The sequence below is a fragment of the Planococcus sp. CPCC 101016 genome (assembly GCF_007859295.1).
Taxonomy (GTDB): domain Bacteria; phylum Bacillota; class Bacilli; order Bacillales_A; family Planococcaceae; genus Planococcus.
This window is the reverse complement of the sequence record NZ_VOHB01000002.1, coordinates 1,813,781-1,835,281: the sequence shown is the minus strand read 5'-3', so window position 1 is coordinate 1,835,281 and position 21,501 is coordinate 1,813,781. Positions and strand designations below refer to the sequence as shown.

Annotated in this window: 20 protein-coding genes; 7 read left to right on the top strand and 13 right to left on the bottom strand. The window is 43.1% G+C overall.

The annotated features are described in order from the left end of the window. Nucleotides 1-68: 68 nt before the first annotated feature. The 4 genes from fdhF to FQV26_RS18930 all read left to right on the top strand — a co-directional run bounded on the left by fdhF (nucleotide 69) and on the right by FQV26_RS18930 (nucleotide 5,577). Nucleotides 69-2,996, top strand: a complete 2,928-nt coding sequence (gene fdhF / locus FQV26_RS08620) for a formate dehydrogenase subunit alpha (RefSeq protein WP_146557079.1) — start codon at nucleotides 69-71, stop codon at nucleotides 2,994-2,996. A 14-nt stretch (nucleotides 2,997-3,010) separates the two neighbouring features. Next, nucleotides 3,011-3,490, top strand: coding sequence for a helical membrane plugin domain-containing protein (locus tag FQV26_RS08615; protein ID WP_146557078.1), 480 nt, complete (start codon nucleotides 3,011-3,013; stop codon nucleotides 3,488-3,490). A gap of 588 nt (nucleotides 3,491-4,078) precedes the next feature. Then, nucleotides 4,079-5,371 carry an isocitrate lyase gene (gene aceA / locus FQV26_RS08610; protein ID WP_146557077.1) on the top strand — a complete coding sequence of 431 codons (1,293 nt, stop codon included), beginning with the start codon at nucleotides 4,079-4,081 and terminating at the stop codon, nucleotides 5,369-5,371. A gap of 77 nt (nucleotides 5,372-5,448) precedes the next feature. Beyond that, nucleotides 5,449-5,577: a YhfH family protein gene (locus tag FQV26_RS18930; protein ID WP_222433895.1), complete on the top strand. Its 129-nt coding sequence runs from the start codon at nucleotides 5,449-5,451 to the stop codon at nucleotides 5,575-5,577. Between the two features lie 49 nt (nucleotides 5,578-5,626). On the opposite strand, the gene FQV26_RS08605 is transcribed toward FQV26_RS18930, so the two are convergent. Then, the gene (locus FQV26_RS08605; protein WP_146557076.1) at nucleotides 5,627-6,334 is read right to left on the bottom strand and encodes a class I SAM-dependent methyltransferase; all 708 of its coding nucleotides are present in this window, start codon (nucleotides 6,332-6,334) and stop codon (nucleotides 5,627-5,629) included. After that, nucleotides 6,331-6,906, bottom strand: a complete 576-nt coding sequence (locus FQV26_RS08600; protein WP_261384288.1) for a GNAT family N-acetyltransferase — start codon at nucleotides 6,904-6,906, stop codon at nucleotides 6,331-6,333. Before FQV26_RS08600 ends, FQV26_RS08605 begins: the two co-directional genes overlap by 4 nt. A 317-nt stretch (nucleotides 6,907-7,223) precedes the next feature. Here FQV26_RS08600 and FQV26_RS08595 point away from each other — a divergent pair, with 317 nt between their 5' ends. Further along, nucleotides 7,224-8,198, top strand: coding sequence for a proline dehydrogenase family protein (locus tag FQV26_RS08595; RefSeq protein WP_146557074.1), 975 nt, complete (start codon nucleotides 7,224-7,226; stop codon nucleotides 8,196-8,198). 253 nt (nucleotides 8,199-8,451) lie between these two features. On the opposite strand, the gene FQV26_RS08590 is transcribed toward FQV26_RS08595, so the two are convergent. The 8 genes from FQV26_RS08590 to FQV26_RS08555 all read right to left on the bottom strand — a co-directional run bounded on the left by FQV26_RS08590 (nucleotide 8,452) and on the right by FQV26_RS08555 (nucleotide 18,109). Then, nucleotides 8,452-9,306 (bottom strand): ABC transporter permease, encoded by an 855-nt coding sequence (locus FQV26_RS08590; RefSeq protein ID WP_146557073.1) that lies wholly within the window; start codon nucleotides 9,304-9,306, stop codon nucleotides 8,452-8,454. Further along, nucleotides 9,303-10,301, bottom strand: coding sequence for an ATP-binding cassette domain-containing protein (locus tag FQV26_RS08585; RefSeq protein ID WP_146557072.1), 999 nt, complete (start codon nucleotides 10,299-10,301; stop codon nucleotides 9,303-9,305). Before FQV26_RS08585 ends, FQV26_RS08590 begins: the two co-directional genes overlap by 4 nt. Before the next feature lie 287 nt (nucleotides 10,302-10,588). Continuing rightward, complete coding sequence (locus tag FQV26_RS08580; RefSeq protein WP_146557071.1) at nucleotides 10,589-11,659, bottom strand: ABC transporter ATP-binding protein; 1,071 nt, start codon at nucleotides 11,657-11,659, stop codon at nucleotides 10,589-10,591. Beyond that, entirely contained in the window at nucleotides 11,656-13,398 is a 1,743-nt protein-coding gene (locus FQV26_RS08575; RefSeq protein ID WP_146557070.1) for an ABC transporter permease, read from the bottom strand. The genes FQV26_RS08580 and FQV26_RS08575 overlap by 4 nt, the downstream gene beginning before the upstream one ends. 35 nt (nucleotides 13,399-13,433) lie before the next feature. Next, complete coding sequence (locus FQV26_RS08570) at nucleotides 13,434-14,462, bottom strand: ABC transporter substrate-binding protein (protein ID WP_146557069.1); 1,029 nt, start codon at nucleotides 14,460-14,462, stop codon at nucleotides 13,434-13,436. Between the two features lie 490 nt (nucleotides 14,463-14,952). Then, a complete protein-coding gene (locus FQV26_RS08565; RefSeq protein WP_146557068.1) occupies nucleotides 14,953-15,276 on the bottom strand; it encodes an IDEAL domain-containing protein in 324 nt (107 codons plus the stop codon). Between the two features lie 401 nt (nucleotides 15,277-15,677). After that, complete coding sequence (locus tag FQV26_RS08560) at nucleotides 15,678-16,877, bottom strand: cation:proton antiporter (RefSeq protein WP_146557067.1); 1,200 nt, start codon at nucleotides 16,875-16,877, stop codon at nucleotides 15,678-15,680. A 248-nt stretch (nucleotides 16,878-17,125) separates the two neighbouring features. Beyond that, the gene (locus FQV26_RS08555) at nucleotides 17,126-18,109 is read right to left on the bottom strand and encodes a ketoacyl-ACP synthase III (RefSeq protein WP_146557066.1); all 984 of its coding nucleotides are present in this window, start codon (nucleotides 18,107-18,109) and stop codon (nucleotides 17,126-17,128) included. Between the two features lie 372 nt (nucleotides 18,110-18,481). Between FQV26_RS08555 and FQV26_RS08550 the strand changes: the two genes are divergently transcribed. Beyond that, entirely contained in the window at nucleotides 18,482-19,231 is a 750-nt protein-coding gene (locus tag FQV26_RS08550) for an SGNH/GDSL hydrolase family protein (protein ID WP_146557065.1), read from the top strand. A gap of 99 nt (nucleotides 19,232-19,330) precedes the next feature. Beyond that, nucleotides 19,331-20,101 (top strand): Bax inhibitor-1/YccA family protein, encoded by a 771-nt coding sequence (locus tag FQV26_RS08545; RefSeq protein WP_146557064.1) that lies wholly within the window; start codon nucleotides 19,331-19,333, stop codon nucleotides 20,099-20,101. 174 nt (nucleotides 20,102-20,275) lie between these two features. Here FQV26_RS08545 and FQV26_RS18745 read toward each other — a convergent pair whose 3' ends face one another. From FQV26_RS18745 to FQV26_RS08535, 3 genes are all read right to left on the bottom strand, one after another. After that, entirely contained in the window at nucleotides 20,276-20,431 is a 156-nt protein-coding gene (locus FQV26_RS18745; protein WP_186759687.1) for a hypothetical protein, read from the bottom strand. Between the two features lie 186 nt (nucleotides 20,432-20,617). After that, complete coding sequence (locus tag FQV26_RS08540; RefSeq protein WP_146557063.1) at nucleotides 20,618-20,980, bottom strand: hypothetical protein; 363 nt, start codon at nucleotides 20,978-20,980, stop codon at nucleotides 20,618-20,620. 52 nt (nucleotides 20,981-21,032) lie between these two features. Next, the gene (locus FQV26_RS08535) at nucleotides 21,033-21,422 is read right to left on the bottom strand and encodes a hypothetical protein (protein ID WP_146557062.1); all 390 of its coding nucleotides are present in this window, start codon (nucleotides 21,420-21,422) and stop codon (nucleotides 21,033-21,035) included. Nucleotides 21,423-21,501: the final 79 nt, after the last annotated feature.

The window sequence follows — 21,501 nt, the reverse complement described above, 5'->3', positions numbered from 1 at the left end:
AAACAGATGCACTTGTCAAGTGTGTTTTTCATAGTGGATTTTTTTCATTCAAATAAGGAGGTTTTGGCATGTCCATTAAGATTAACGGCTCTTCTGTTGAATTCGAACAGGGTAAAACCATACTGCAGGTGCTTAACGAAGAAAAAATTCTGCATCCACAAATTTGTTATATGCCCGAAGTGGATCCAATCGAAACCTGCGACACATGCATAGTTGAAGTTGACGGTCAGCTTGTCCGCGCCTGTTCGACTCCCGCCGCTTCCGGCATGGAAGTCCAGCTGGCTTCAACGCGTGCTAAAGAAGCACAAACCGAAGCCATGGACCGGATTCTTGAAAATCATTTACTGTACTGTACCGTTTGCGACAATAATAACGGCAATTGCAAAGTCCACAATACGGTTGACATGATGGAAATTGAGCATCAAAAATATCCGTTCGAACCAAAATGCTCGGTCGACGAAGTCGATTTGACCAACCCCTTTTACCGCTATGACCCGAACCAATGCATCGCCTGCGGACAATGCGTAGAAGTCTGCCAGAATCTGCAAGTGAATGAAACCCTGACGATGGACTGGTCTCGCGACCGTCCAATTGTCTTATGGGACGGCGGCGCGAAAATCAACGATTCTTCTTGCGTCAGCTGCGGCCAATGCGTAACAGCTTGTCCGTGCAATGCTTTGATGGAAACATCCATGCTTGGAGAAGCTGGCTTTATGACCGCCATTCCGGAAAAGATCCTTAAACCAATGATCGATTTAGTGAAAGATGTCGAACCAGGCTACAGTGGCATCATGGCCGTATCGGATGCGGAAGCTACGATGCGTGAAACACGCACTAAAAAGACGAAAACGGTATGTACATTCTGTGGTGTCGGCTGTTCATTTGAAATTTGGACAAAAGACCGGGAAATCCTTAAAATTCAGCCGGTTTCAGAAGCACCTGCCAATGCTATTTCTACCTGCGTCAAAGGCAAGTTCGGCTGGGATTTCGTCAATAGTGAAGAACGCATCACCACTCCCTTGATCCGAAAAAATGGCGAATTCGTTGAAGCCGGCTGGGAAGAAGCACTTGACTTAGTCGCTTCGAAATTCAAAACGATTAAAGAACAGAATGGCAAAGATTCCATTGGCGTTATTTCTTCTTCAAAAATCACCAATGAAGACAATTACATTATTCAAAAGCTGAGCCGACAAGTTTTCGAAACAAATAATGTGGACAACTGCTCCCGCTATTGCCAGTCACCTGCGACAGACGGTCTTTTCCGTACGGTCGGCATGGGCGGAGATGCCGGTACCATCAAAGATATCGCAAGTGCAGGACTGGTCATCATCGTTGGTGCCAATCCTGCTGAAGGCCACCCGGTGTTGGCGACTCGCGTTAAACGCGCCCATAAATTGCACGGCCAAAAATTAATTGTGGCAGATATGCGCAAAAACGAAATGGCCGAACGCTCGGATATCTTCATTACACCAAAACAAGGCACAGACCAAGTCTGGCTGATGGCTGTAACAAAATACATGATTGATCAAGGCTGGCATGATCAGCAATTTATCGACGACAACGTCAATTACTTTACTGATTTCAAAGAAGTGCTTGATCAATACACATTGGACTATGCCGAACAACGCAGTGGCGTAGCCAAGGAGACATTGATCCGCACAGCTGAAATGATCCGTGATGCGGATGGTACCTGTATCCTTTGGGGCATGGGTGTTACTCAGAACACCGGCGGTTCAGATACGTCTGCCGCGATATCCAATCTTTTACTGGCGACTGGGAATTACCGTCGTCCAGGCGCCGGTGCATACCCGCTCCGCGGACATAACAATGTCCAAGGCGCTTGCGATATGGGTTCTTTGCCGGGTTGGCTGCCAGGTTACCAACATGTCACTGATGACAATGCCCGCCAAAAATTTGAACAGGCTTACGGTGTGAAAATCGATGACAAGCCTGGTATGGATAATACCCAAATGTTACAAGCCGTTGATGAAGGCATTATGAAAGCCATGTATGTCGTTGGTGAAGACATGGCTTTAGTGGATTCGAACGCAAATCACGTGGACGATGTCCTATCAAAGCTCGACTTTTTTGTAGTACAGGATATTTTCTTCTCCCGCACAGCACAATATGCGGATGTCATTCTTCCAGCAGCGCCATCGCTTGAAAAAGACGGTACTTTCACCAATACTGAACGCCGCGTCCAGCGTTTGTATAAAGCACTTCCAGAACTCGGAGAGTCAAAAGCTGACTGGTGGATTGTTCAGGAAATCGCCAACCGTCTCGGTGCAGGATGGACTTACAGCCATCCAAGTGAGATTTTTGCTGAAATGGCAAGCTTGTCTCCGTTGTTTGCCAAGGCAGACTATGCATCAATGGAAGGCTGGAATAGTTTCTTATGGGGCAGTCTGGAAGGAGAAAGCACACCGCTACTCTATGTTGACGGCTTTAATTTTCCGGATAAAAAAGCACGATTTGCTTTATCTGACTGGGTAGAGCCTGTAGTCTTCCCTGAAGAATACGATCTTCATATTAATAACGGACGACTGCTGGAGCATTTCCATGAAGGTAATATGACAGATAAATCCAGAGGCATCATTTCCAAATTGCCTGAGACTTTCGTTGAAGTGTCTCCTCAGCTGGCAAAAGAACGCGGGCTTGAAGACGGTTCGACCGTTCGCCTTGTCTCCCCTTACGGAGCGTTAAAACTGCCGGTTATTGTAACCGGAAGAGTAAAAGGCAATGAACTATTCCTGCCAATGAACTCAACCAAAAAAGAAACAGCCATCAATTTCCTGACAGGTCCGGCTGCTGACAAGCGGACGAATACACCTGCTTATAAGCAGACCAAGGTCCGTATGGAAGTGCTGAAAGACCATGTCAAACGCCCGCTGCCGAAATCAAATCCGCGGGACAAGAAACGTACGCCGGTGTCCGGCATCGAAGTGGAACGCAAATGGGCACGTGAAGGCTATGTGCATTTGACAGATCAACGATAGAAAGGTGATGTCCTATGGCAAGTCCAATAACGCAAATTAAGAAAAAAGAATGGACCGCTGAAGAGATTCGTCAGCAAAAGCTCTATGAACTGGAAACTCTTATTGCTGAACAGGATCAGGCACTCAATAAACTATTGGCCATCACTGGTGATCTGGATGATGCCGGAGTCCTTGATGCAGTCCTTGCGATGGTCAAGGCAAAAGAAGGCATTGCCGAAGTAGTGATGGGGCAAGTGACCCGTGAACCTGTCACCAATCTCATCAACAATATGATGAGCGCTGCAGGTGCATTGACAGCGATTGACCCGGCATCAACCGGCAAACTGGCTTCAAGTGTGGTTAATGGACTAAAGGAAGCAGAAGCACACAACAATAATGGGAAAAAGCTTGGAGTGCTTCAGCTGGTAAAAGCCTTCAGGGATCCCGATATCAATCGCACCATTAAATTCGGTCTTAATTTCCTTAAAGGCATGGGAAAAGGATTGGACCGCTAAGCGTCTCTACCAAGTGTCGATATTTTCTTATATGCAGCCACGGCTTTTCATAGCCGCGGCTGTTTTTTTATATTTGTTTAGTTGATGCGAATGAAACAGGTTGCCTGCACTAAAGTTAATTATGCCTTATATGGGCTATAGCGAGTCAGTACGCTTAGATCTCTTTATTAATAGAAGGAACTGAAATAATAATGGGCTTCATTCTGCTATTTAGTTTCAACAGCATGAAGATTTAAGTTGATTTGTTATTATTTTTTGTGTATTTTTCCATAAGAAGTCTGCCTTGCACAGTATGCTTTCCTTCTCATAAACTTCATATTGCTCTTGATTCGATCCCATACTTCATAATTAACACTCCTCCCTTCTCTAGTGTTTGATAACAACGAGACTTTTTAAAATTGCGCTATAACTCACTATCAATTAAATCTGCTACTTTATCGGTGAATACCGGCTTTAATCTCGAAATACTTGCTTTTATCCAAATTATAAGACAGCAGCTTTTTTCTGTTATATATTAATTAACAAGAAAACAAACTGTATTAACACAGTTTGTTCATTAATTTCTCCAATCAGAAAGGGATGGATGACATGGTCACAAACAAACTTCAACAAATCGAGGAACTGAATAAGAGTTGGGAGCAGGATGAACGCTGGAACGGCATTGAACGAATGTATACAGCTGAGGAAGTTGTAAAGCTTCGCGGTTCTATCCAAATTGAACATACATTGGCGAGAAAAGGCGCTGAACGCTTGTTTCGCTCGATTCATGAAGAAGATTTTGTGAATGCACTCGGTGCATTGACTGGCAACCAGGCAGTTCAACAGGTTAAAGCAGGATTAAAAGCAATTTACCTGAGCGGCTGGCAAGTAGCTGCAGATGCTAACTCTGCAGGCCAGATGTACCCTGACCAAAGTTTATACCCAGTCAATTCCGTTCCAGATGTAGTGAAGAAAATTAACCAGGCGCTTCAACGGGCTGATCAAATCGACGGCGTTGAAGGCACAGAAGGCTTTGACTGGTTCGCACCGATTGTTGCAGATGCTGAAGCCGGCTTTGGCGGACCGCTGAACGTCTACGAATTGATGAAAGCGATGATCGAAGCAGGCGCTGCCGGCGTCCACTTTGAAGATCAACTGGCTTCTGAGAAAAAATGTGGACATTTAGGCGGCAAAGTGTTGCTTCCAACTCAAAATGCTATAAGAAACCTGGTTTCTGCTCGATTGGCAGCTGATGTACTTGGCGTACCGACTATTATCATCGCCCGTACGGATGCAGATGCAGCTGATTTGATCACTAGCGACATCGATCCACGCGACCACGCCTTCATCACAGGCGAACGTACACCAGAAGGCTTCTACCGCACGAACGCAGGCATCGACCAAGCCATTGCACGCGGCCTGGCATATGCACCTTACGCGGATCTTGTATGGTGTGAAACTTCTCACCCGAACCTGGAAGAAGCTAAGCAATTTGCTGATGCGATCCATACAGAATTCCCAGGCAAATTGCTTGCCTACAACTGTTCGCCTTCATTCAACTGGAAAGCGAAACTTGATGAAGAAACCATCGCGAAATACCAGGTTGAGCTTGGCAAGATGGGTTACAAGTTCCAGTTCGTTACCTTGGCAGGCTTCCACTCATTGAACCACAGCATGTTCGAACTTGCTCACGATTACAAAGACAACGGCATGGCGGCATACTCGAAGCTGCAGCAAGCTGAATTCGCTAATGAATCAAAAGGCTACACAGCAACGCGCCACCAGCGCGAAGTGGGCACAAGCTACTTTGATGAGATTTCGCAGATTGTTTCTGGAGGAACAAGCTCAACGACAGCGATGAAAGGCTCGACTGAAACAGCTCAATTTACAACAGTCAAATAATACACTGCAGTCTTATGACCAGCATCTATCCCACGCCACGGCATTCAAACAAAACTAAACTATTGGAGGAGATCCTTATGAACACGACGAAAAATTATGAGTCACGCACAAAGAAAGAATGCCGCGAGTGCGGATGCGAAATCAAAGAGCAGCACCAGTCGATCATCTACGAATGTGAACGCTGCATGTGCAATAAAGACGAATAAAAACAAGCAAACCCCACTCGATTTTTCGAGTGGGGTTTGCTTGTGCTGTTCATTTTTTGCTTATTTTCAGAATCAGGAAGTTTGGGATTTTGATCAGTTTTTCGTATTGATCAGGTGCAAATTCTTTAAATACGCTTGTCGGTTTCGGCTCCACCACTTCCTCAATGGCGAAATGGGGCAGCAGCGCATTGAAGATGTCACTTAATGGCCTTCTATAAAATGGAACCTCATAGGTTTTCCCTTCTTTATGCCATTCGTCGACAATCAATTCAGTTGAAAAATAGTAGACATCCTTCAGCAATTGCAAATCTGTTAAGGGATGATGAATCGAGAAAATGAAGCTCCCACCAGGCTTCAATATCCTACTGAACTCTGAAAATGTTACTTTCCAGTTTTTCAGATAGTGCAATGTCAATGAGCTGACAATCATATCGTAGCTGCTAGCTGCAAACGGCAAAGGCTCTTCCAGATCGAGACAGAGAACTTCAGCTCGATCACCCACTAATTTTTTTGTGATGTTAACCATTTCCGGACTCATGTCAACGCTTGTCACTTTTGCTCCTTTATCGGCAAGTTGCTGAGAATACCAGCCAGCTGAACACCCTGCGTCGAGTACCTGCAGCCCAGATAAATCAGAAGCTATAAGCTTCATCATGGCAGGTCTCTCATACTGGGTATTGTATAAATTATTTGCATCCCCCATCCTTTCATAGACTCCTGCCAGTTTATCAAAGGTCTCCTGTACTTGCTTTTTCATATTCCATCTCCTAAATGATCAATTTCCAATTCTTCCTGCCTATTAATTTTATAAAGCACATGCTTCTTTAAGGGACTGACCTCATCCAACTTTGGATGCTCGAACTCGCCTATTTTGGTCATTCCAATCCTTTGCATGACTGTTTCGGAAGCTTGGTTAATTGTTGAAGTAAATGAGTAGACTTGATTCATTGCCAAGGGGCCAAATGCATATGCTATACAAGCCAACGCCCCTTCAACCGCATATCCTCGTTTCCAGAACTGTTTGTCCAGTCGCCAGCCAATTTCAGCTGACCCTTGACCTTCTATTTCCATCGTAATTTCCAATAGGCCGATAAATCCGATAAATACGCCATCCTTTTTGCGTTCCACCGCCCACATCGTATAGCCTTTGTTATCCATATGGGCTTCAAAGCGGCTGATCAATCGGTTTGCTTCTTCTTTATTCAATAACTTCGGGAAAAATCGCATGACATCTGGATCTGCAGTCATTACTTCAAACGGTACACGGTCCTCCTCTTTCCAGCGCCTAAAGCCCAATCGCTCGGATTCGAAAATATAGCCTGTTTTCAACGGTCTTACCTCCTTGCTGTAATAACATATATTTCTAGTAGACATTTACTCTATTCTATCAAAGTTGTTATATTTCGGATATTCTCCTCCTGATTGTCACTTTTAAGGCATAAGTTGTTAAAAAAATTCATTGAGTTCAAATTACAAAAAAATAATGATTGCAAAATGCATTATTTTTTTGCATTATTATAGATAGAGATAATTATTAATGCAAAATTATTTTGCGGTATATTTTATTTTTGAAACTTTAAATTTTCTTTTTGTTTTTTAACAATTTGTTCCGCTACAAAATTCAGATAAGATTGGGGCAATAAAAAATGATCATTAAAAACTTCTTTATGCATCTTTCGGAGAACCAACTTTTAAATAAGGCTGCACAAAGCTACGGTTTCAAACTAGGAGCTCATAGCGTTGTAGCGGGAACCAATATCGAAGAGGCCATTGAGAGCATTAAAGAATTGAATGCTCAAGGCATTAGCTGCACTATTGATAATCTGGGTGAATTTGTACATGAAAAATCAGAAGCACTGGCAGCGAAAAAGCAGATTTTAGGCGTGGTGGAAGCCATCCATAAACATAAAGTAGATGCTCACATTTCATTAAAGCCTTCTCAGCTTGGATTAGATATCGATTACGATTTCTGTTTTGAAAACATCAAAGAAATTGTTGAGAAAGCCTCGAAATATGGCATTTTCATCAATTTTGATATGGAAAATTATGCACGCCTACAACCTTCTTTCGATTTGTTGGATGAATTATCGAAAGACTATGACAATATCGGCACTGTCATTCAATCATACTTTTTCAGAGCGGATGAAGATATAAAAAAATACAGCAATTACCGCTTGCGCATCGTGAAGGGCGCCTATAAAGAATTGGATACTGTTGCTTTCCAAAACAAAGAAGAAATCGATGCGAACTTTATTGAACTGATTGAATATCATCTGTTGAATGGCAAGTTTACCTCTATTGCTACACATGACCATAATGTCATTAATCATGTAAAACAATTTGTCATTGATCACGATATTCCTAAAGAGAAATTTGAATTCCAAATGCTTTACGGCTTCCGCAAGGAAATGCAGCTGGAACTTGCGAAAGAAGGTTATAATTTCTGTACTTACATTCCGTTTGGTACAGACTGGTACGGCTACTTTATGCGCAGACTTGCAGAACGACCGCAGAACTTAAACCTTGTAGTTAAACAAGTTTTTACTAAGAAAACCAACGCAGCTATCGGAGCTGTTGCAGGTGCATTTTTACTTGGCCGTCTGACAAGCAAAAAATCGTAATCTATCTTCCTGAAATCTTAAAAACCCATAGAGTCGGCGGAAACAATTTTTAACAGCAGAAGCTGCACTCGTTAAGGTTCTCTAAATTCTGCTCCACAGCAGCAAGACAAGAAAACCTGCAAACCTTTCCAAGGTTTGCAGGTTTTTTGCATCCATTTTTTACTGTTAGATTCTCTCCCAGTCAAATTTTCAAATATCCTTAAACGTTCTTGTTCAAGTTATGCCCCAGCTACATGAAAAAGCGTAGAATCTGTCATTTTTTATTCCGATATAAGTACATGGTGAGCGGCGCAAAAATGCCGGTCATGATAGCGGAAACAAGCAAAACACTGGCTACATGCTGCCAAGTACCGGTTCCTTGCATGAATCCGCGGACTGCTGTCGCAAGGATCGAAATTGGATTGCTGTTGACAAAGCCTTGCAGCCAAGTCGGCAGCGTAACCGGATCCACAAATACATTACTAATGAAGGTCAGCGGCATCAATACCATGAAACTGATCATCATCAGAGTCTTTTCGGAACGTACAATTAACCCGAGTGTTGTCCAAATCCAAGACAAACTAAATGAAAAAATCAGCACCAAAACTATGGCGAGCAGGACGCCTACTACACCTCCCTCTGGCCGAAAGCCAAGTAGCAGTCCAAGCCCGATCATAATCACAGAAGCTAAGGAATACCGGATGACGTCGACCAGTAAAGAACCAATCAAAGCAGAAGGCAGCCAAATCGGCAAAGTGCGGAATCGGTCAAAAATTCCTTTTCTTATATCGTTGTTCAAGTCCATTCCAGTGTACATTGTGATTTGGGCGACGGTCATAACCAGAATGCCTGGCAGCAGGAACTGTAAGTAGTCACTTGTGGATCCCGCGATGGCTCCGCCAAAAAGATACGTAAACATCAACAGGAAGATAATTGGAAATACTGTGACATCAAACATCTGTTCAGGAACGTGCTTGATTCGCAACAAAGCACGTGTTGCAAAAGCCGTAGTCGATGACCATGCATTTGGAGGATGCGGGCGATTATCAGAAGCGACAGCTTGGAGCAAACGTTCATCTGTGCCGGTAGTTGCAACAGTCGATTCTCTAGTTTCTTGATGGACAGTCATAAGATATCCCTCCCGGAATCTTGTTGCTGTTCGCTAACCTGACCCGTCAATTTCAGGAAGACTTCGTCTAGACTAGGACGCCCAAGTGAAAGATCACTTAACTCGATATGTTGGCGAGCAAATTCACTTAAAACTTTTGCCACCAGCGCAGAGTCATCTGCCTGTGCAGTCAGAGACGTGGAGTCAGCCCCCAAATGAATTGGTGCACCAAGCAGGTTTTCAAGTATGGACCAGGCCCGTTGCTGATCATCCGCATGGGCCAGCTGAACGTTCAATGTGCCGCGTCCAACTGATGCTTTTAACTCACTGCTCGTGCCTTCTGCGATAATCTTGCCGTGTTGGATAACCCCGATTTTGTCTGCCAGCTGGTCTGCTTCTTCAAGATATTGAGTCGTCAATAAAACGGTTGTTCCTGCACGAACCAGCGTCCGAATAATATCCCAAACTTGATTACGGCTGCGGGGGTCGAGTCCTGTTGTCGGTTCATCCAAAAACAGCAGATCTGGAGTCACTACAATACTTGCTGCAATATCGATTCTGCGTCGCATTCCGCCCGAATAGTTTTTCACTTGGCGTTTTGCAGCATGTCCAAGTCCAAAGGCCAATAGCAGTTCCTGGGCTCTTGTTTTTGCTTGTCTGCGTGAGTAACCCATCAGTCTGGCGATCAGCATTAGATTCTCCATTCCTGTCAAATCCTCATCGATTGAAGCATACTGGCCTGTCAGGCTGATGCGCTTTCTAATGGCCGCACTATCTGTCTTCAAGTCATTGCCAAAGATCCAGGCGTTCCCAGCATCCGCTGGTAGAAGTGTTGCCAAGATGCGTATGGTGGTTGTCTTGCCGGCGCCGTTGGGACCTAAAAATCCATAAACTGTACCTTTCCGAATGGTCAGATCGACACCATCCACTGCGCGTTCGTTTCCAAATACTTTTACTAATCCTCTGGCTTCAATGGCGTAATCACCGGTCTGTAATGATGTTGTGTCTTCATTCAATCTCCTCACCCTTTTCTATATGTTAATGATTAATGGATTAACGAAAACACTGTCACTGCTACTCAGGATTTTGTAACCAAGTGTCTTTCACCTTGGCAATTTGGTTCAACTACCCGTACATCTTACGCTATAAATCATTATACCAAACATTTGTTCTTATTTAAAGTGTGAATAATTAGTTTTTTTAGTTAATGATTTATTTTATTTCTAATTCCTCTATTAATAAAAGCTCAAGTTAAACAAAATGGCCAAATACATGTACGCATGCATTTGGCCATTAATAGTATTTAATTAGAAACAAGCGAGCCTTTTTGAATTGGGACATGCTTTAATGAAATGCCGACAAAATCACCGATGTTAAAGCGGGAAGCAAAAACCGATTCGTGGATGGTCCAGGTTTCTTGCCCTACTTCAACCGTATAGTGGATTTCATGTCCTTGGTATTGGACAAATGAAACGACTCCTTGCAAACCATCTTTTTCGGCCGCCGCAAGTTGAAATTGTTCCGGTCGTACAGGATAGATTCCACTCTCTTTAAAACTATCCGCTACACCCAGATCCGGCCATGTGTTTGCCGAATCGATGGCTGGCACGAAATGGGTATTTTGCCAGTGCCCTTTCACAAGGTTGCATTTACCGACAAATGTCGCTACGAATTCCGTTTCCGGGCGCGTGTAAAGTACTTCGGGCGGCGCAATCTGTTCAATGCGTCCCTGATTCATGACCACGATCTTATCTGCAATAGCTAGTGCTTCTCCCTGGTCATGCGTGACAAAAACGATAGAGGCTTGGGTTTCCCGGTGAAGCTTCTGAATTTCCTTGCGCATTTCCATACGAAGCTCAACATCAAGTGCACTGAGCGGTTCATCCATCAGAAGCAGATTGGGCAATGGCGCAATTGCTCGGGCCAGCGCGACACGCTGTTTTTGTCCGCCAGACAATTCTGATGGATAGCGTTCAGCAAGCGCAGCAAGTCCCACCAGTTTCAGCACTTCACCAATGCGTTCCTGCAGTTCCTTCTTGCCTTCCTTGATTTTGTTCGGATGGTAGCTAAGCGGGAATTTAACATGTTCAGCTACAGTCATATGCGGCCATAAAGCAAACGATTGGAAAACCATGCCGATATTGCGTTTTTCAGGAGGCAGAACGCGCTTTGCCGATGCCAGGACTGTGTCGTCCATTGAAATGGTCCCTTCCGTCGGCCCCATAAATCCTGCCAGCAATTTTAATAAAGTCGTTTTGCCACAACCGGATGGTCCAAGCACAGCGATAAATTCGCCGTCGCCAATTTCCAGGTCAATGGAATGCAGCGCAGTAAACGATCCGTATTTTTTTGTTACATTATTGACGTTGATCATTTATTTTTCAGCACCTTTCTGTCCCAAAGCTTGCTAAGCAGCATAAACAATCCACCTCCGAGCAGGATGCCCAATACGAGAACCGTTGAAAATGCTGTAGAGTAGGTGGAATAGCCCGCCTGTTCATAACCAAAAATGACGACACCGACCGTTTCAGATCCTGATGACCATAGTAAGCTAGAAACCGTCAATTCAGTAAGTGCCATCAAGAACACCAACAGCGCACCACTAAGAATTCCAGGAAACAGCAATGGCAGTAAAATTCGTCGCCACTTTACCCAGCCGGCGGCGCCTGAAGTCCGTGCCGCTTCTTCCATTGATGGGTCAATCTGCAAAAATGCTGTATAGCTGCCTCTAACCTGAAGCACCAGAAAACGGGTTGCGTAGGCGATGAATAAGATCCATACAGTGCCATAGATGCCCGGGTTCCATCCCGGAACCGGCTCAAGCCACATAAAAATCATACACAGCGCAAACACTGTACCGGGCAATGCAAATGGAATGGTCATGAACAGTTCCGCAGCTTTAGTACTCCAATCAGGGTGTTTGAAGCGCAAATATGCCATCGCAGTACCGAGCAACAGACAAATCAGCATAGTAAAGAAGGCAAGCTGCAGGCTGTTTGATAGAGCCGATAAAGGTTTGGAATCAGTCAAGAAGACATACTCATAGTTACGCAACGATAGATTTTCAAGATTAAATGGAACCCCATACGCAGAAATGAGCGACAAAGCCCCCATTGTAATCAATGGCATTAAACTCGTCACAAGAAGGAAAATCCACAACGAAACTTCCAACAGCTTTTGCTTGCCGGATGATAAATGGATACGTGGTGTCGAATCGCTTCTATTCGTTTCATTGACTCTACTGCGGCGCAATAAGAACCATTGCAGAACAGTCCCGGCCAGCGCAATAATACCAAGGATGACTGACAAAACAGCCGCCCGCGAGAATGCAGAAGGACCGAAGCCAACGACCTGCTCGTAAATATAAGTGCTTAAAACGCGTATATTCGCAGGTGTACCCAGAAATGCCGGAATCCCGAAATTATCCAGGTTCGAAAGGAAAGCAATGAGACCACCGCTGGCAATTCCGGGCAGCGCCAGTGGAAGAACCACTTTCCGGAACGCCCTTTTTTTCGACAGTCCACTGGTAGCCGCTGCCTCTTCCAATTCGCGTGGAATCTTCCGAAAAACATTCACTGTGAATAAATATACTAACGGGTAATGGGAAATTCCAAGCAACAGGATGATGCCCCCGATGCTATAGAGATTCGGCGCGGCGAGCTCGCCGGGCAGCCAGGACAGCACTGCTGTAACCGGACCGGATGCGCTGAAGAATTGGGTCCAGGCTAAGGTCGTTATATAGGAAGGAATAATGAATGGCAGGAAAATAAAGAGCTGCATCGCCCTTTTTCCGCTCAACCGCACATAAGCAACAATCCAGGAAAACAGCACGCCAAGCACCAATGCCAAAACTGTGGATCCCGCAACGATTATGAGTGTATTCTGGACTGTATTCCAAGTCGCGGGTTCCCTAAGGACATCTGTATAATATTGCAGCGTCAGCGATCCGTCGTCCACAAAACTTAGCCAGACCAGCCGCAGGACGGGTAACAGAAAAAACACAAATATGGCCAGCAGGCCGATAATTTTATAGAAATTCTTTTTTTGAAAAAAGAGAGAAAAAGAGGAATCCCTCTTCTTTCTCTCCTCAACCATTGGCTGTTTTACCGTCATATCAGTAACTCCTCGCATCGAAATTCAATCTGGCTTCACTGCCCGAAAGTTTGTCCGAATTGCGTTTTGTCTTCATCGCGTGTTTCTAGAAGTTCAACCGCATCCGCATCTAAAATAGTAATTTCATCCAGCGTTTTCAGACCTTCCGGTGCTTCCACGCCTTCCCGGATCGGAGTATAGCCCTGTTCAGAAGCCAATTGTTGCCCTTGCTCTGAAAGGATGAAATCAACAAAGGCTTTAGACGCTTCTTCGTTTTCCGTATTGGCCATGATTCCTACCGGCTCAGTGATGACTGGAACACCTTCTTCCGGATAAACTAAATCAACCGGAGACCCTTCGCTTTTCGCTCGTGCCGCCAAGTAATCGACGATCATGCCATAGCTTTTTTCCCCAGTTGCAACGCTTTCGAGCACTGCTCCGTTGCCTTGAGTGATGGTAATGTCATTGTCGCGAAGTGCTTCGTAGAATTCCCATCCTAATCCGTCTTGTCTGGTGATGACACCTAAATTATAGGCTGCAGCACCGGAATACAATGGACTTGGCATAACAGCTTGTCCTTTGGAAGCCTCATCAGTCAAAACATTCCAGCCGGTCGGAAGTTCCGTCACTTCATTAGTATTGACAATCAAACCTGTTGCCATGATCTTAGTACCGGCATAAGTTCCGTCCGGATCGATAAATGCTTCATCGATGGCTTCCGCTTCAGGTGATTCGTAAGCCAGCAGTAGATCTTCAGATTTGAAGTTTTCAAAAGTTACGGAATCCGCAACCAACAAAACGTCTGCTTGAATATTGCCACCTTGGTTTTCCGCTTGAATTTTTGAAACAACTTCTTCTGTTCCTGAACGGAAAATATTGATCTCCACATCGGGATTTTGCTCTCTAAAAGCATCCACCAGCCCTTGGGCATCCGCATCCGGCTGAGAGGTATAGAAATCCAAAGTACCGGAAACACCCGTTCCGCCTTCTGGTGATTCTGTAGCCGTCCCACTATCTTCGCTTCCGCACGCTGCCAAAAAAGCCGCCATACACAACGACGCCGAACCAAAAAAGATCTTCTTCATATTATTTCCCCCTCAAATTATGCATCAGACTGTTCTTATGTAAAGACTCTAAATAAGTATAGAACTATTTTGTGTAGCCATCATTAAGATAATGTTAAGAAATATTATTAAAATCCTGAAAAGTGCTTTTATCTGAACTTGATATCCGTTCATTCTTCTTTCTTACGCCAGCTCTTTCCTTATATAGCAACTATAAATTGCCAGGCTTGGCAGGTCAAATATAAATAGTCAAGTACATAAGATACATATTATTTCCACTTAAAAGTCCAATAATCTTTACCTATCAGTTGCTGCCGTTAAAAGCGGTTTCGTAATATGCCATTCACAAGACTTTCTTCCTCCCTTTAACTGAAAACATAGCTGCTGCAGACGCATTTGAGCTAGTTAACTTGTGCATCTTGGAAACGTCATATTTATAACATAAAAAAGCAGATGCCTATTCGTTCGAAGGCTTCTGCTTTTTCAAGTATCTATTGTTAAAGAGTATACTTTAATTGACCGCTTCTTTTTTGGCATTCAACTGCGCGGACAATTCCTGGAACCATTCTTTGTCGTCCGTAGCAAGTGCGAGGTCGATCAAGAAGCTCAATTGTGCCGCATCTTTTTTATCTGATTCAGGAATATTTTCGACTTGGTGAATAGACATTGGAATGGTCAAGCCGATCATTTCCTCATTATCACTTTCCACTACTGTAACATTCACAGCTTCTTTTAGGACATTCATGGAATCGATGAAACCGATGATCAGTTCGTCGTGGCGGGATTTGCCTTTCACCCAGTCACTTGTTTTTAAAATCGTTTTATTCGTACCCATATCTATGCACCTACTTTACATTATTTATCGTTCTTTATAGTTGTTAGTAAAATCGTTAATTCATCTTACTGTCACTGTTTCCCTAACTAGACACCGGCAAACTTGATCTGTGCAATTTAAAAGAATTATTCCCTCAAAATATGGTTCTCAACAGCTCATTCGGTTCTCAAGCTCAGAAAATGCAGCCAGCAGTACAATCATGAGAACTTGTTGATAAGTCTAATTTTACGTTTTCGAATCTGTTTTATCAATTTTTATGCCTCAAATTCGAGATAGTTATGGTGAGGTATACAGGGCATTCCCCGAATGACAAGTATTCTGCTGGTATGTCCTTTAGTAAAAATGAAAAAGCTCTATCCTTGCCAGCTTAGATTAGAGCTGACCACGTTTATACAAATTTGCTATTGAAGATTTTTTAGAACTTTAGATAAAGGATAGATACCGATGCTTTGGATGACCAGAGAAAGAAGAATGGCGGCGAATGCCAGAGATATAAGAATTTGATCTTTTCCTGAAGCCGCTTCTTCAAGCCATAACAGCAAAGCAACTGACATGGCGCCTTTGATGCCTGACCATGCAGTTAAGGAAATCGTAGAAAAATCATTTTTAAATTCATGCCGCCATTGCGGCACGCCGTAAATCAACAGCCCAATCACCATGAAACGGACAATGATTGCCAGCAGGAAGATGGCGATTGCGAACCACCACCCGGGAAAGGCGAGGTATTCAGCGCCGCGAATCCCAATTAAAAGAAATAACACAGCCAATAATACCGGTGTTGTAATATCCCAGAAACCATCAAGTGACTCCTGTAAATTATCTTCTTCTATTTCCTTGCTCATTTCAAAAGATACGAATATTCCCGCAGCTACTGTCGCCAAAACCCCAGAAACGCCTATCGCTTCACCTAGATAAAATGCGCCATAGGCACCGACCACACTCAGTATGACTTGGTATTTTTTATCTTTCGTAAAACGAATCGTCTTACTCATCAGCCAGCCCACAAGAACACCGAGCAAGACTCCCCCAATCGACACCAGCAGAAGCTCAGAGACAAACTTGCCGACAGAAAAACCCCCGCCGGTTTGAAACATAGTAAGGAAGATGGTGAAAAAGACGATACTTGTTCCATCATTGATCATCGATTCCCCCTCCACTACGTCTGCAATTTGCTCCGCTCCACTGCTCTCTTTTAGAATTGTTGTGACAGAAACCGGATCAGTCGGGGCGAGTATTGAAGCCAACAGAAATGATGCAGTAAAAGATAAAGCAGTAAATACGGTTCCCGCTAAAAATATTGAGAGTCCGAGTAAAAATACCGTTGCGATCATACCAACTGTACTGAGAGTTAAAATAATCCCCTTGTTTTCTCTTAATTGTTTTAAAGGAAACTGATAAGCGGAGGTAAAAAGGATAGCAGGCAGGAATACATTAAAAATGATTTCTTTTGATATGTTGAAGCTATCAAAATAAGGGATAAATGACAAACCCAAACCAATTACTACCAGTACAACAGGGACAGGAAAGAATTTCTTTTGAATATCGATTGTGTAAACGATATAACCTATAAATAGTAAGATAAGCAACTGATGAGTAAACATCAATATCCCTCCTCGACGTGTATAGCCACTTCTATATCTTTTAACCTAAAAATGAGTTATGAAACTTCTTAACAATAAATGATTTAGCTGTATTATCCCTATGAGATCCTGCAGCAGCTTAGAAGGTTTATAAGATAAACAAAATATCTTTCAAGACAAAAAACACCCCCATTTTGCGGCTATCACTTTAGCCGGCTATGGAAGGTGTCTTCATTGATTTATTCATTAAATTATTTGTGAACAAAAATTTAAATCGACCAGTTAATAATCATTCCCGCATGCGTCAGGCCACCGCCGAAACCGTAGAGCAGCAATTTATCATCTGGCTTGATCTTTCCTTCAAGGACTCCTTTATCCAATGATAAAGGAATTGAAGCTGCCGAAGTGTTGCCGAAATACTCAAGGCTATAAATCGTTCGTTCAAGCGGCAGTCCATTTCTGCTGCATATCGACTCGATGATGCGGAGGTTGGCGCTGTGCGGAACAAACCAATCTACTTGTTCAGTTTTGAAACCCGCTTTTTCCATTAACGTATTCATGCCTTTTGGAACGGTATTAACCGCCCATTTATAGACTTCACGCCCATTTTGAGTGACAAATCCGTTTACCGCCAATTCATTTCCGAACATTCTGTTGGAAAGATCCGTACAGTAAAGGTTATGTGCCTGCTCTCCATTTGTTCCCATATGAGAAGCGATAAAGCTCGGCTTTTCTTCGTCATATTCTACGAGAACCGCTCCCCCACCATCTCCGAACAGGATGCAGGTCGAACGATCGCTATAATCCAGAATTTTGGAGAAGGTTTCCGCTCCAATCACTAAAATCTTTTTGTTCAGCCCGGATGTTATTAAACCGTTCGCCATGTGCAATCCATATGCAAACCCAGAGCATGCTGCGTTCAAGTCAATGGCTCCTGTGTTTTTGATGCCAAGCTTTGCCTGTACAAGAGCGGATACACTTGGTGTCTTAAAGTCAGGTGTCATGGTACAGACGATAATCATATCGACATCGTCGAGGGTTTTGTCATAGCGTTCCATTAAATTTTCAGCAGCTTTAATGCTGATATCACTTGTAAATTCAATTTCCGAAGCAATTCGGCGTTCTTTTATTCCAGTCCGTTGAACGATCCATTCGTCATTGGTTTCCACTAATTCTTCCAATTCGTGATTTGTCAGCCTCTTTTCAGGTACATATGAACCGATGGCTGTAATTCTGGCTTTCGAAGTGTTCATTTAATTCGCCCCTTCTTGATGTCCTCGCCCTATTCTAACATCAACTATTAGTAATAGGTACTAAATTCATTGATCATTACGTTTTCTTTACAAGGGTTTTCCATGCCCGCCAACGAAACGTCTAATTTTCTTAGCAAGCGGTTTCTTAACTACGAGCTAAATAAAACAGGTTCACCCTTAAATGTTTATAAAGGTTGGATCCTCTAGCAAGAACACAGTCTCTATATTTTTCTTTCTATTCTCATCCTCATTTTAAGAGGAAAAAAGCGGATATTAAAATTATGAGTTTGTTAATGTTTTTTTATTTAATTATACAGACAATTCCGTCTTTTAGGTTTATACTAAATGAAAAAATTGGAAAGGAGGTGCCTTATGACTAAGTTTTTATGTATTTTTGCAGCCGTTTTACTAGCTTTATCGCTCGGAACCCCGGCTGCTTTCGCTGAAAATGGACATGGCAAAGAATCCCTTGTGGCTCTGGGAGATTCAATTCCTTTCGGTTACAACCTTGGCCAGACCAATGAAAGCCCAGCTAAAGTCGCATTCCCGTTCCTAATCGGTGAAGATGCAGATTTACGGGTCCGTAATTTAGGTGTTCCCGGCTGGCAAACACAGGATTTGCTTGTGGCTTTGGAAACTAACAAAAAGTTACGGCGAGCTGTCCATCATGCCGAGTACGTAACACTTAATATCGGCAGCAACGACTTTTTAGAAATTTTAAGAACTGCCAATGCAGAAAGCGGTGGTAATCCCGAATTGCTACGGAAGCTGATTGAACAGAAGTTGGCAACTAGTGACGCTTTTGATAATCTATCGGATATCATTAGAGAAATAAGCTCGTTGACAGATGCCCCAATCGTTCTGTTCAACATCTACAATCCATTTCAATTGAACGATCCGTTCCATCACGTTGCAGACCAGTACTTACCTTACATTAATGCAATTTATGCCGAAACCGCACATGCCTACTACAATGTAGAAGCAGCTGATGCCTACAGCGCATTTGGGGATAATCAAGACGAATACGTCATTCCGCAAGACGTTCATCCGACTGTTGCTGGTCAGGAAGTGCTCGCTGAAATTGGCTTGGAAGCTTTTTGCTTGGAAACTGTAAAACATTAATACGGAGAAAAACTGCAACCCGATGCATCGGGCTGCAGTTTTTTTGTGATCAACTAACATACTGCTTGGTAATGTATTTATCTTGAACAAAAGGATATAATGAAACCGCTTGAAATAAATTACGAGGTGATCGAATTGAGAAGTGGAAATCCCAGTTTAAAAACGGAAGCGTTTGAAAATTTTAAAGATACCGAGACTGGCAGTAAAATGACCATCCAGGGCACCGTCAATAAAACATTTATTTTGTTATTGTTGGTGCTAGTGACTTTCGTCTATTCTTGGAATCAGTTTGTCAGCAGCCCAGACAGCGTACTACCGCTAATTCTAGTAGGAGGTATCGGCGGACTCATTATAGGCTTAATAACTATTTTCGTCCCAAAAATCTCTCCATTTACAGCACCCGTTTACGCATTGCTTGAAGGGTTATTTCTTGGAGCGGTATCGGCGCAATACGAAGCCCAGTACGGTGGCATTGTGTTCCAGGCTGTCCTGATTACAATCGGTGTTCTGCTGAGCTTGTTATTCGTTTATAAATCGGGTCTCATTAAAGTAACTCAAAATTTCAGGCTCGGCATTGTCGCAGCGACAGGCGCCATTTTCCTGGTTTACATTATTTCGTTTGTCGGCGGTTTTTTTGGTTTTGAAATTCCTCACTTGCACGAATCGACTCCTCTTGGCATCGGAATCAGTGTGGTCATTGTCATTATTGCCGCATTGAATCTGGTGTTGGACTTTGACTTCATAGAAAATGCGGCCGAGAAACAAGTCCCAAAATACTTTGAATGGTACGGAGCTTTTGGTTTACTTGTAACATTAGTCTGGCTGTATCTGGAAATTTTGCGTCTGCTGTCTAAATTGCGCAGCAGGTGATCCACTTAAACGAACTTTGGATATTTAAAAATCCATACTGATCGAATGTATAGTTAAAACGCCGCATCCAAAAAACCGAAATGGTTTGGGGTGCGGCGGTTTAACTTAAATTTATAATTTTTCTTTACGCCGAGATACAGGCGACTACCTGGGACATGACATTTAAGGCAGCTGTCATTTTGCAGCTGGTTCAGCTTTCTCCACTCTGGAGTTCAGCGCAGCTTTATCCAACTTATATTGTTTATAGCCGTTCCTGTACTCTTCATATACTTCCAAGTAAGTTTTTACGCGTTTCTCCATTTTAGTTCCTTCTTTGATCATTACAGTCATCAATTTCATCCTCCTTAGTATTGTTCCTCATAAATAGTAAACATACGGTCGGTATTCCATTCTTTTAAGAAAGCCGATTAAACTGCTTTCATGAATAGGAAAACTCTGCTACTACGACTTCTGATTCAATAAAAAAATGAAACTAAAAATTGATTCTGCTATTGCTTTAGCTTGTAATGATGGCACCTAGTTTATAAATTTCTCGCAGGTGGATTTCCGGTGATAGGGGGTTACGTAAAAAAGTTCTCTTGGGCAATCCTTTGATAATTTCCATAAGCTATAAAAGACACTAGGCAGGATCTCATATCGGCGCATGCAATTCGGTAAAGCCTTATCCTTTTGTGATGCCTGTTCTTGCTTCACTTCATCAATTTCCACCCACATGGTCTGAATCTCAGTTTGCATCTCCCCTTCTTTACTAAAAGTAATTTCTTTTGTGAGACGGGCAAAGAACGTGATGAAAGCCGAACCGTTTTCAATATGCACGTCTTTGGATCTCAGAAAATAATAGCTAACTGATTTTTGAGGCAGTTGGTCCGTTTGTTCCATATTGACTCCTCTCCTTCAGCCATTGTCCTAGGGGGATTTTCAGTTCTTTTTTTTAGTGAAGTTCACTGAGTGCTTCGGAAAGGCGTTCAGCAAAATTTTCGGCAGGCTCCTGCGACTTCAAGCGAATACAGTACATTCCACGCTCCATAGACAAGTGCTGCGAAAAACTTGTCGGAAATAAAATAGGATGCTGGATCAATGCCCGTGTAAAAACCGGCAGCTCTTCTGGTAGAAGAAACACTTCAGCCTCATTGACCGCCCCAAGCAACTTGTAGGAAACAATCAAATCAAGTGACCAGCAGATAAACATATCAGGGCTTTGACGGGCTTTAATCTTTCTTTTCTTTTTTAGCTGCAAAGACTTTTCTGATAGTTCCACTTCTGCACCTATAATGCGGCTTACGTTTTCAGCAGTTACTGTCAGGGATTCGGTTTCTATCATTTCTACCACTCCTTTCAAACTCATTCGGTAAAATTATTTGCAAAACTTCCACTTATAAGAATTGCTTTGCAGATGACCA

Bases quoted from the DNA above. Each gene is read 5' to 3' on its own strand.
- FQV26_RS18745 (WP_186759687.1), bottom strand. From the start codon at position 20,431: ATGACTGTAATGATCAAAGAAGGAACTAAAATGGAGAAACGCGTAAAA.
- FQV26_RS08535 (WP_146557062.1), bottom strand. From the start codon at position 21,422: ATGATAGAAACCGAATCCCTGACAGTAACTGCTGAAAACGTAAGCCGC.
- FQV26_RS08590 (WP_146557073.1), bottom strand. From the start codon at position 9,306: ATGACTGTCCATCAAGAAACTAGAGAATCGACTGTTGCAACTACCGGC.
- FQV26_RS08570 (WP_146557069.1), bottom strand. From the start codon at position 14,462: ATGAAGAAGATCTTTTTTGGTTCGGCGTCGTTGTGTATGGCGGCTTTT.
- fdhF (WP_146557079.1), top strand. From the start codon at position 69: ATGTCCATTAAGATTAACGGCTCTTCTGTTGAATTCGAACAGGGTAAA.
- aceA (WP_146557077.1), top strand. From the start codon at position 4,079: ATGGTCACAAACAAACTTCAACAAATCGAGGAACTGAATAAGAGTTGG.
- FQV26_RS08560 (WP_146557067.1), bottom strand. From the start codon at position 16,877: ATGTTTACTCATCAGTTGCTTATCTTACTATTTATAGGTTATATCGTT.
- FQV26_RS08615 (WP_146557078.1), top strand. From the start codon at position 3,011: ATGGCAAGTCCAATAACGCAAATTAAGAAAAAAGAATGGACCGCTGAA.
- FQV26_RS08580 (WP_146557071.1), bottom strand. From the start codon at position 11,659: ATGATCAACGTCAATAATGTAACAAAAAAATACGGATCGTTTACTGCG.
- FQV26_RS08550 (WP_146557065.1), top strand. From the start codon at position 18,482: ATGACTAAGTTTTTATGTATTTTTGCAGCCGTTTTACTAGCTTTATCG.
- FQV26_RS08545 (WP_146557064.1), top strand. From the start codon at position 19,331: ATGAAACCGCTTGAAATAAATTACGAGGTGATCGAATTGAGAAGTGGA.
- FQV26_RS08555 (WP_146557066.1), bottom strand. From the start codon at position 18,109: ATGAACACTTCGAAAGCCAGAATTACAGCCATCGGTTCATATGTACCT.
- FQV26_RS08540 (WP_146557063.1), bottom strand. From the start codon at position 20,980: ATGGAACAAACGGACCAACTGCCTCAAAAATCAGTTAGCTATTATTTT.
- FQV26_RS08605 (WP_146557076.1), bottom strand. From the start codon at position 6,334: ATGAAAAAGCAAGTACAGGAGACCTTTGATAAACTGGCAGGAGTCTAT.
- FQV26_RS18930 (WP_222433895.1), top strand. From the start codon at position 5,449: ATGAACACGACGAAAAATTATGAGTCACGCACAAAGAAAGAATGCCGC.
- FQV26_RS08575 (WP_146557070.1), bottom strand. From the start codon at position 13,398: ATGACGGTAAAACAGCCAATGGTTGAGGAGAGAAAGAAGAGGGATTCC.
- FQV26_RS08565 (WP_146557068.1), bottom strand. From the start codon at position 15,276: ATGGGTACGAATAAAACGATTTTAAAAACAAGTGACTGGGTGAAAGGC.
- FQV26_RS08595 (WP_146557074.1), top strand. From the start codon at position 7,224: ATGATCATTAAAAACTTCTTTATGCATCTTTCGGAGAACCAACTTTTA.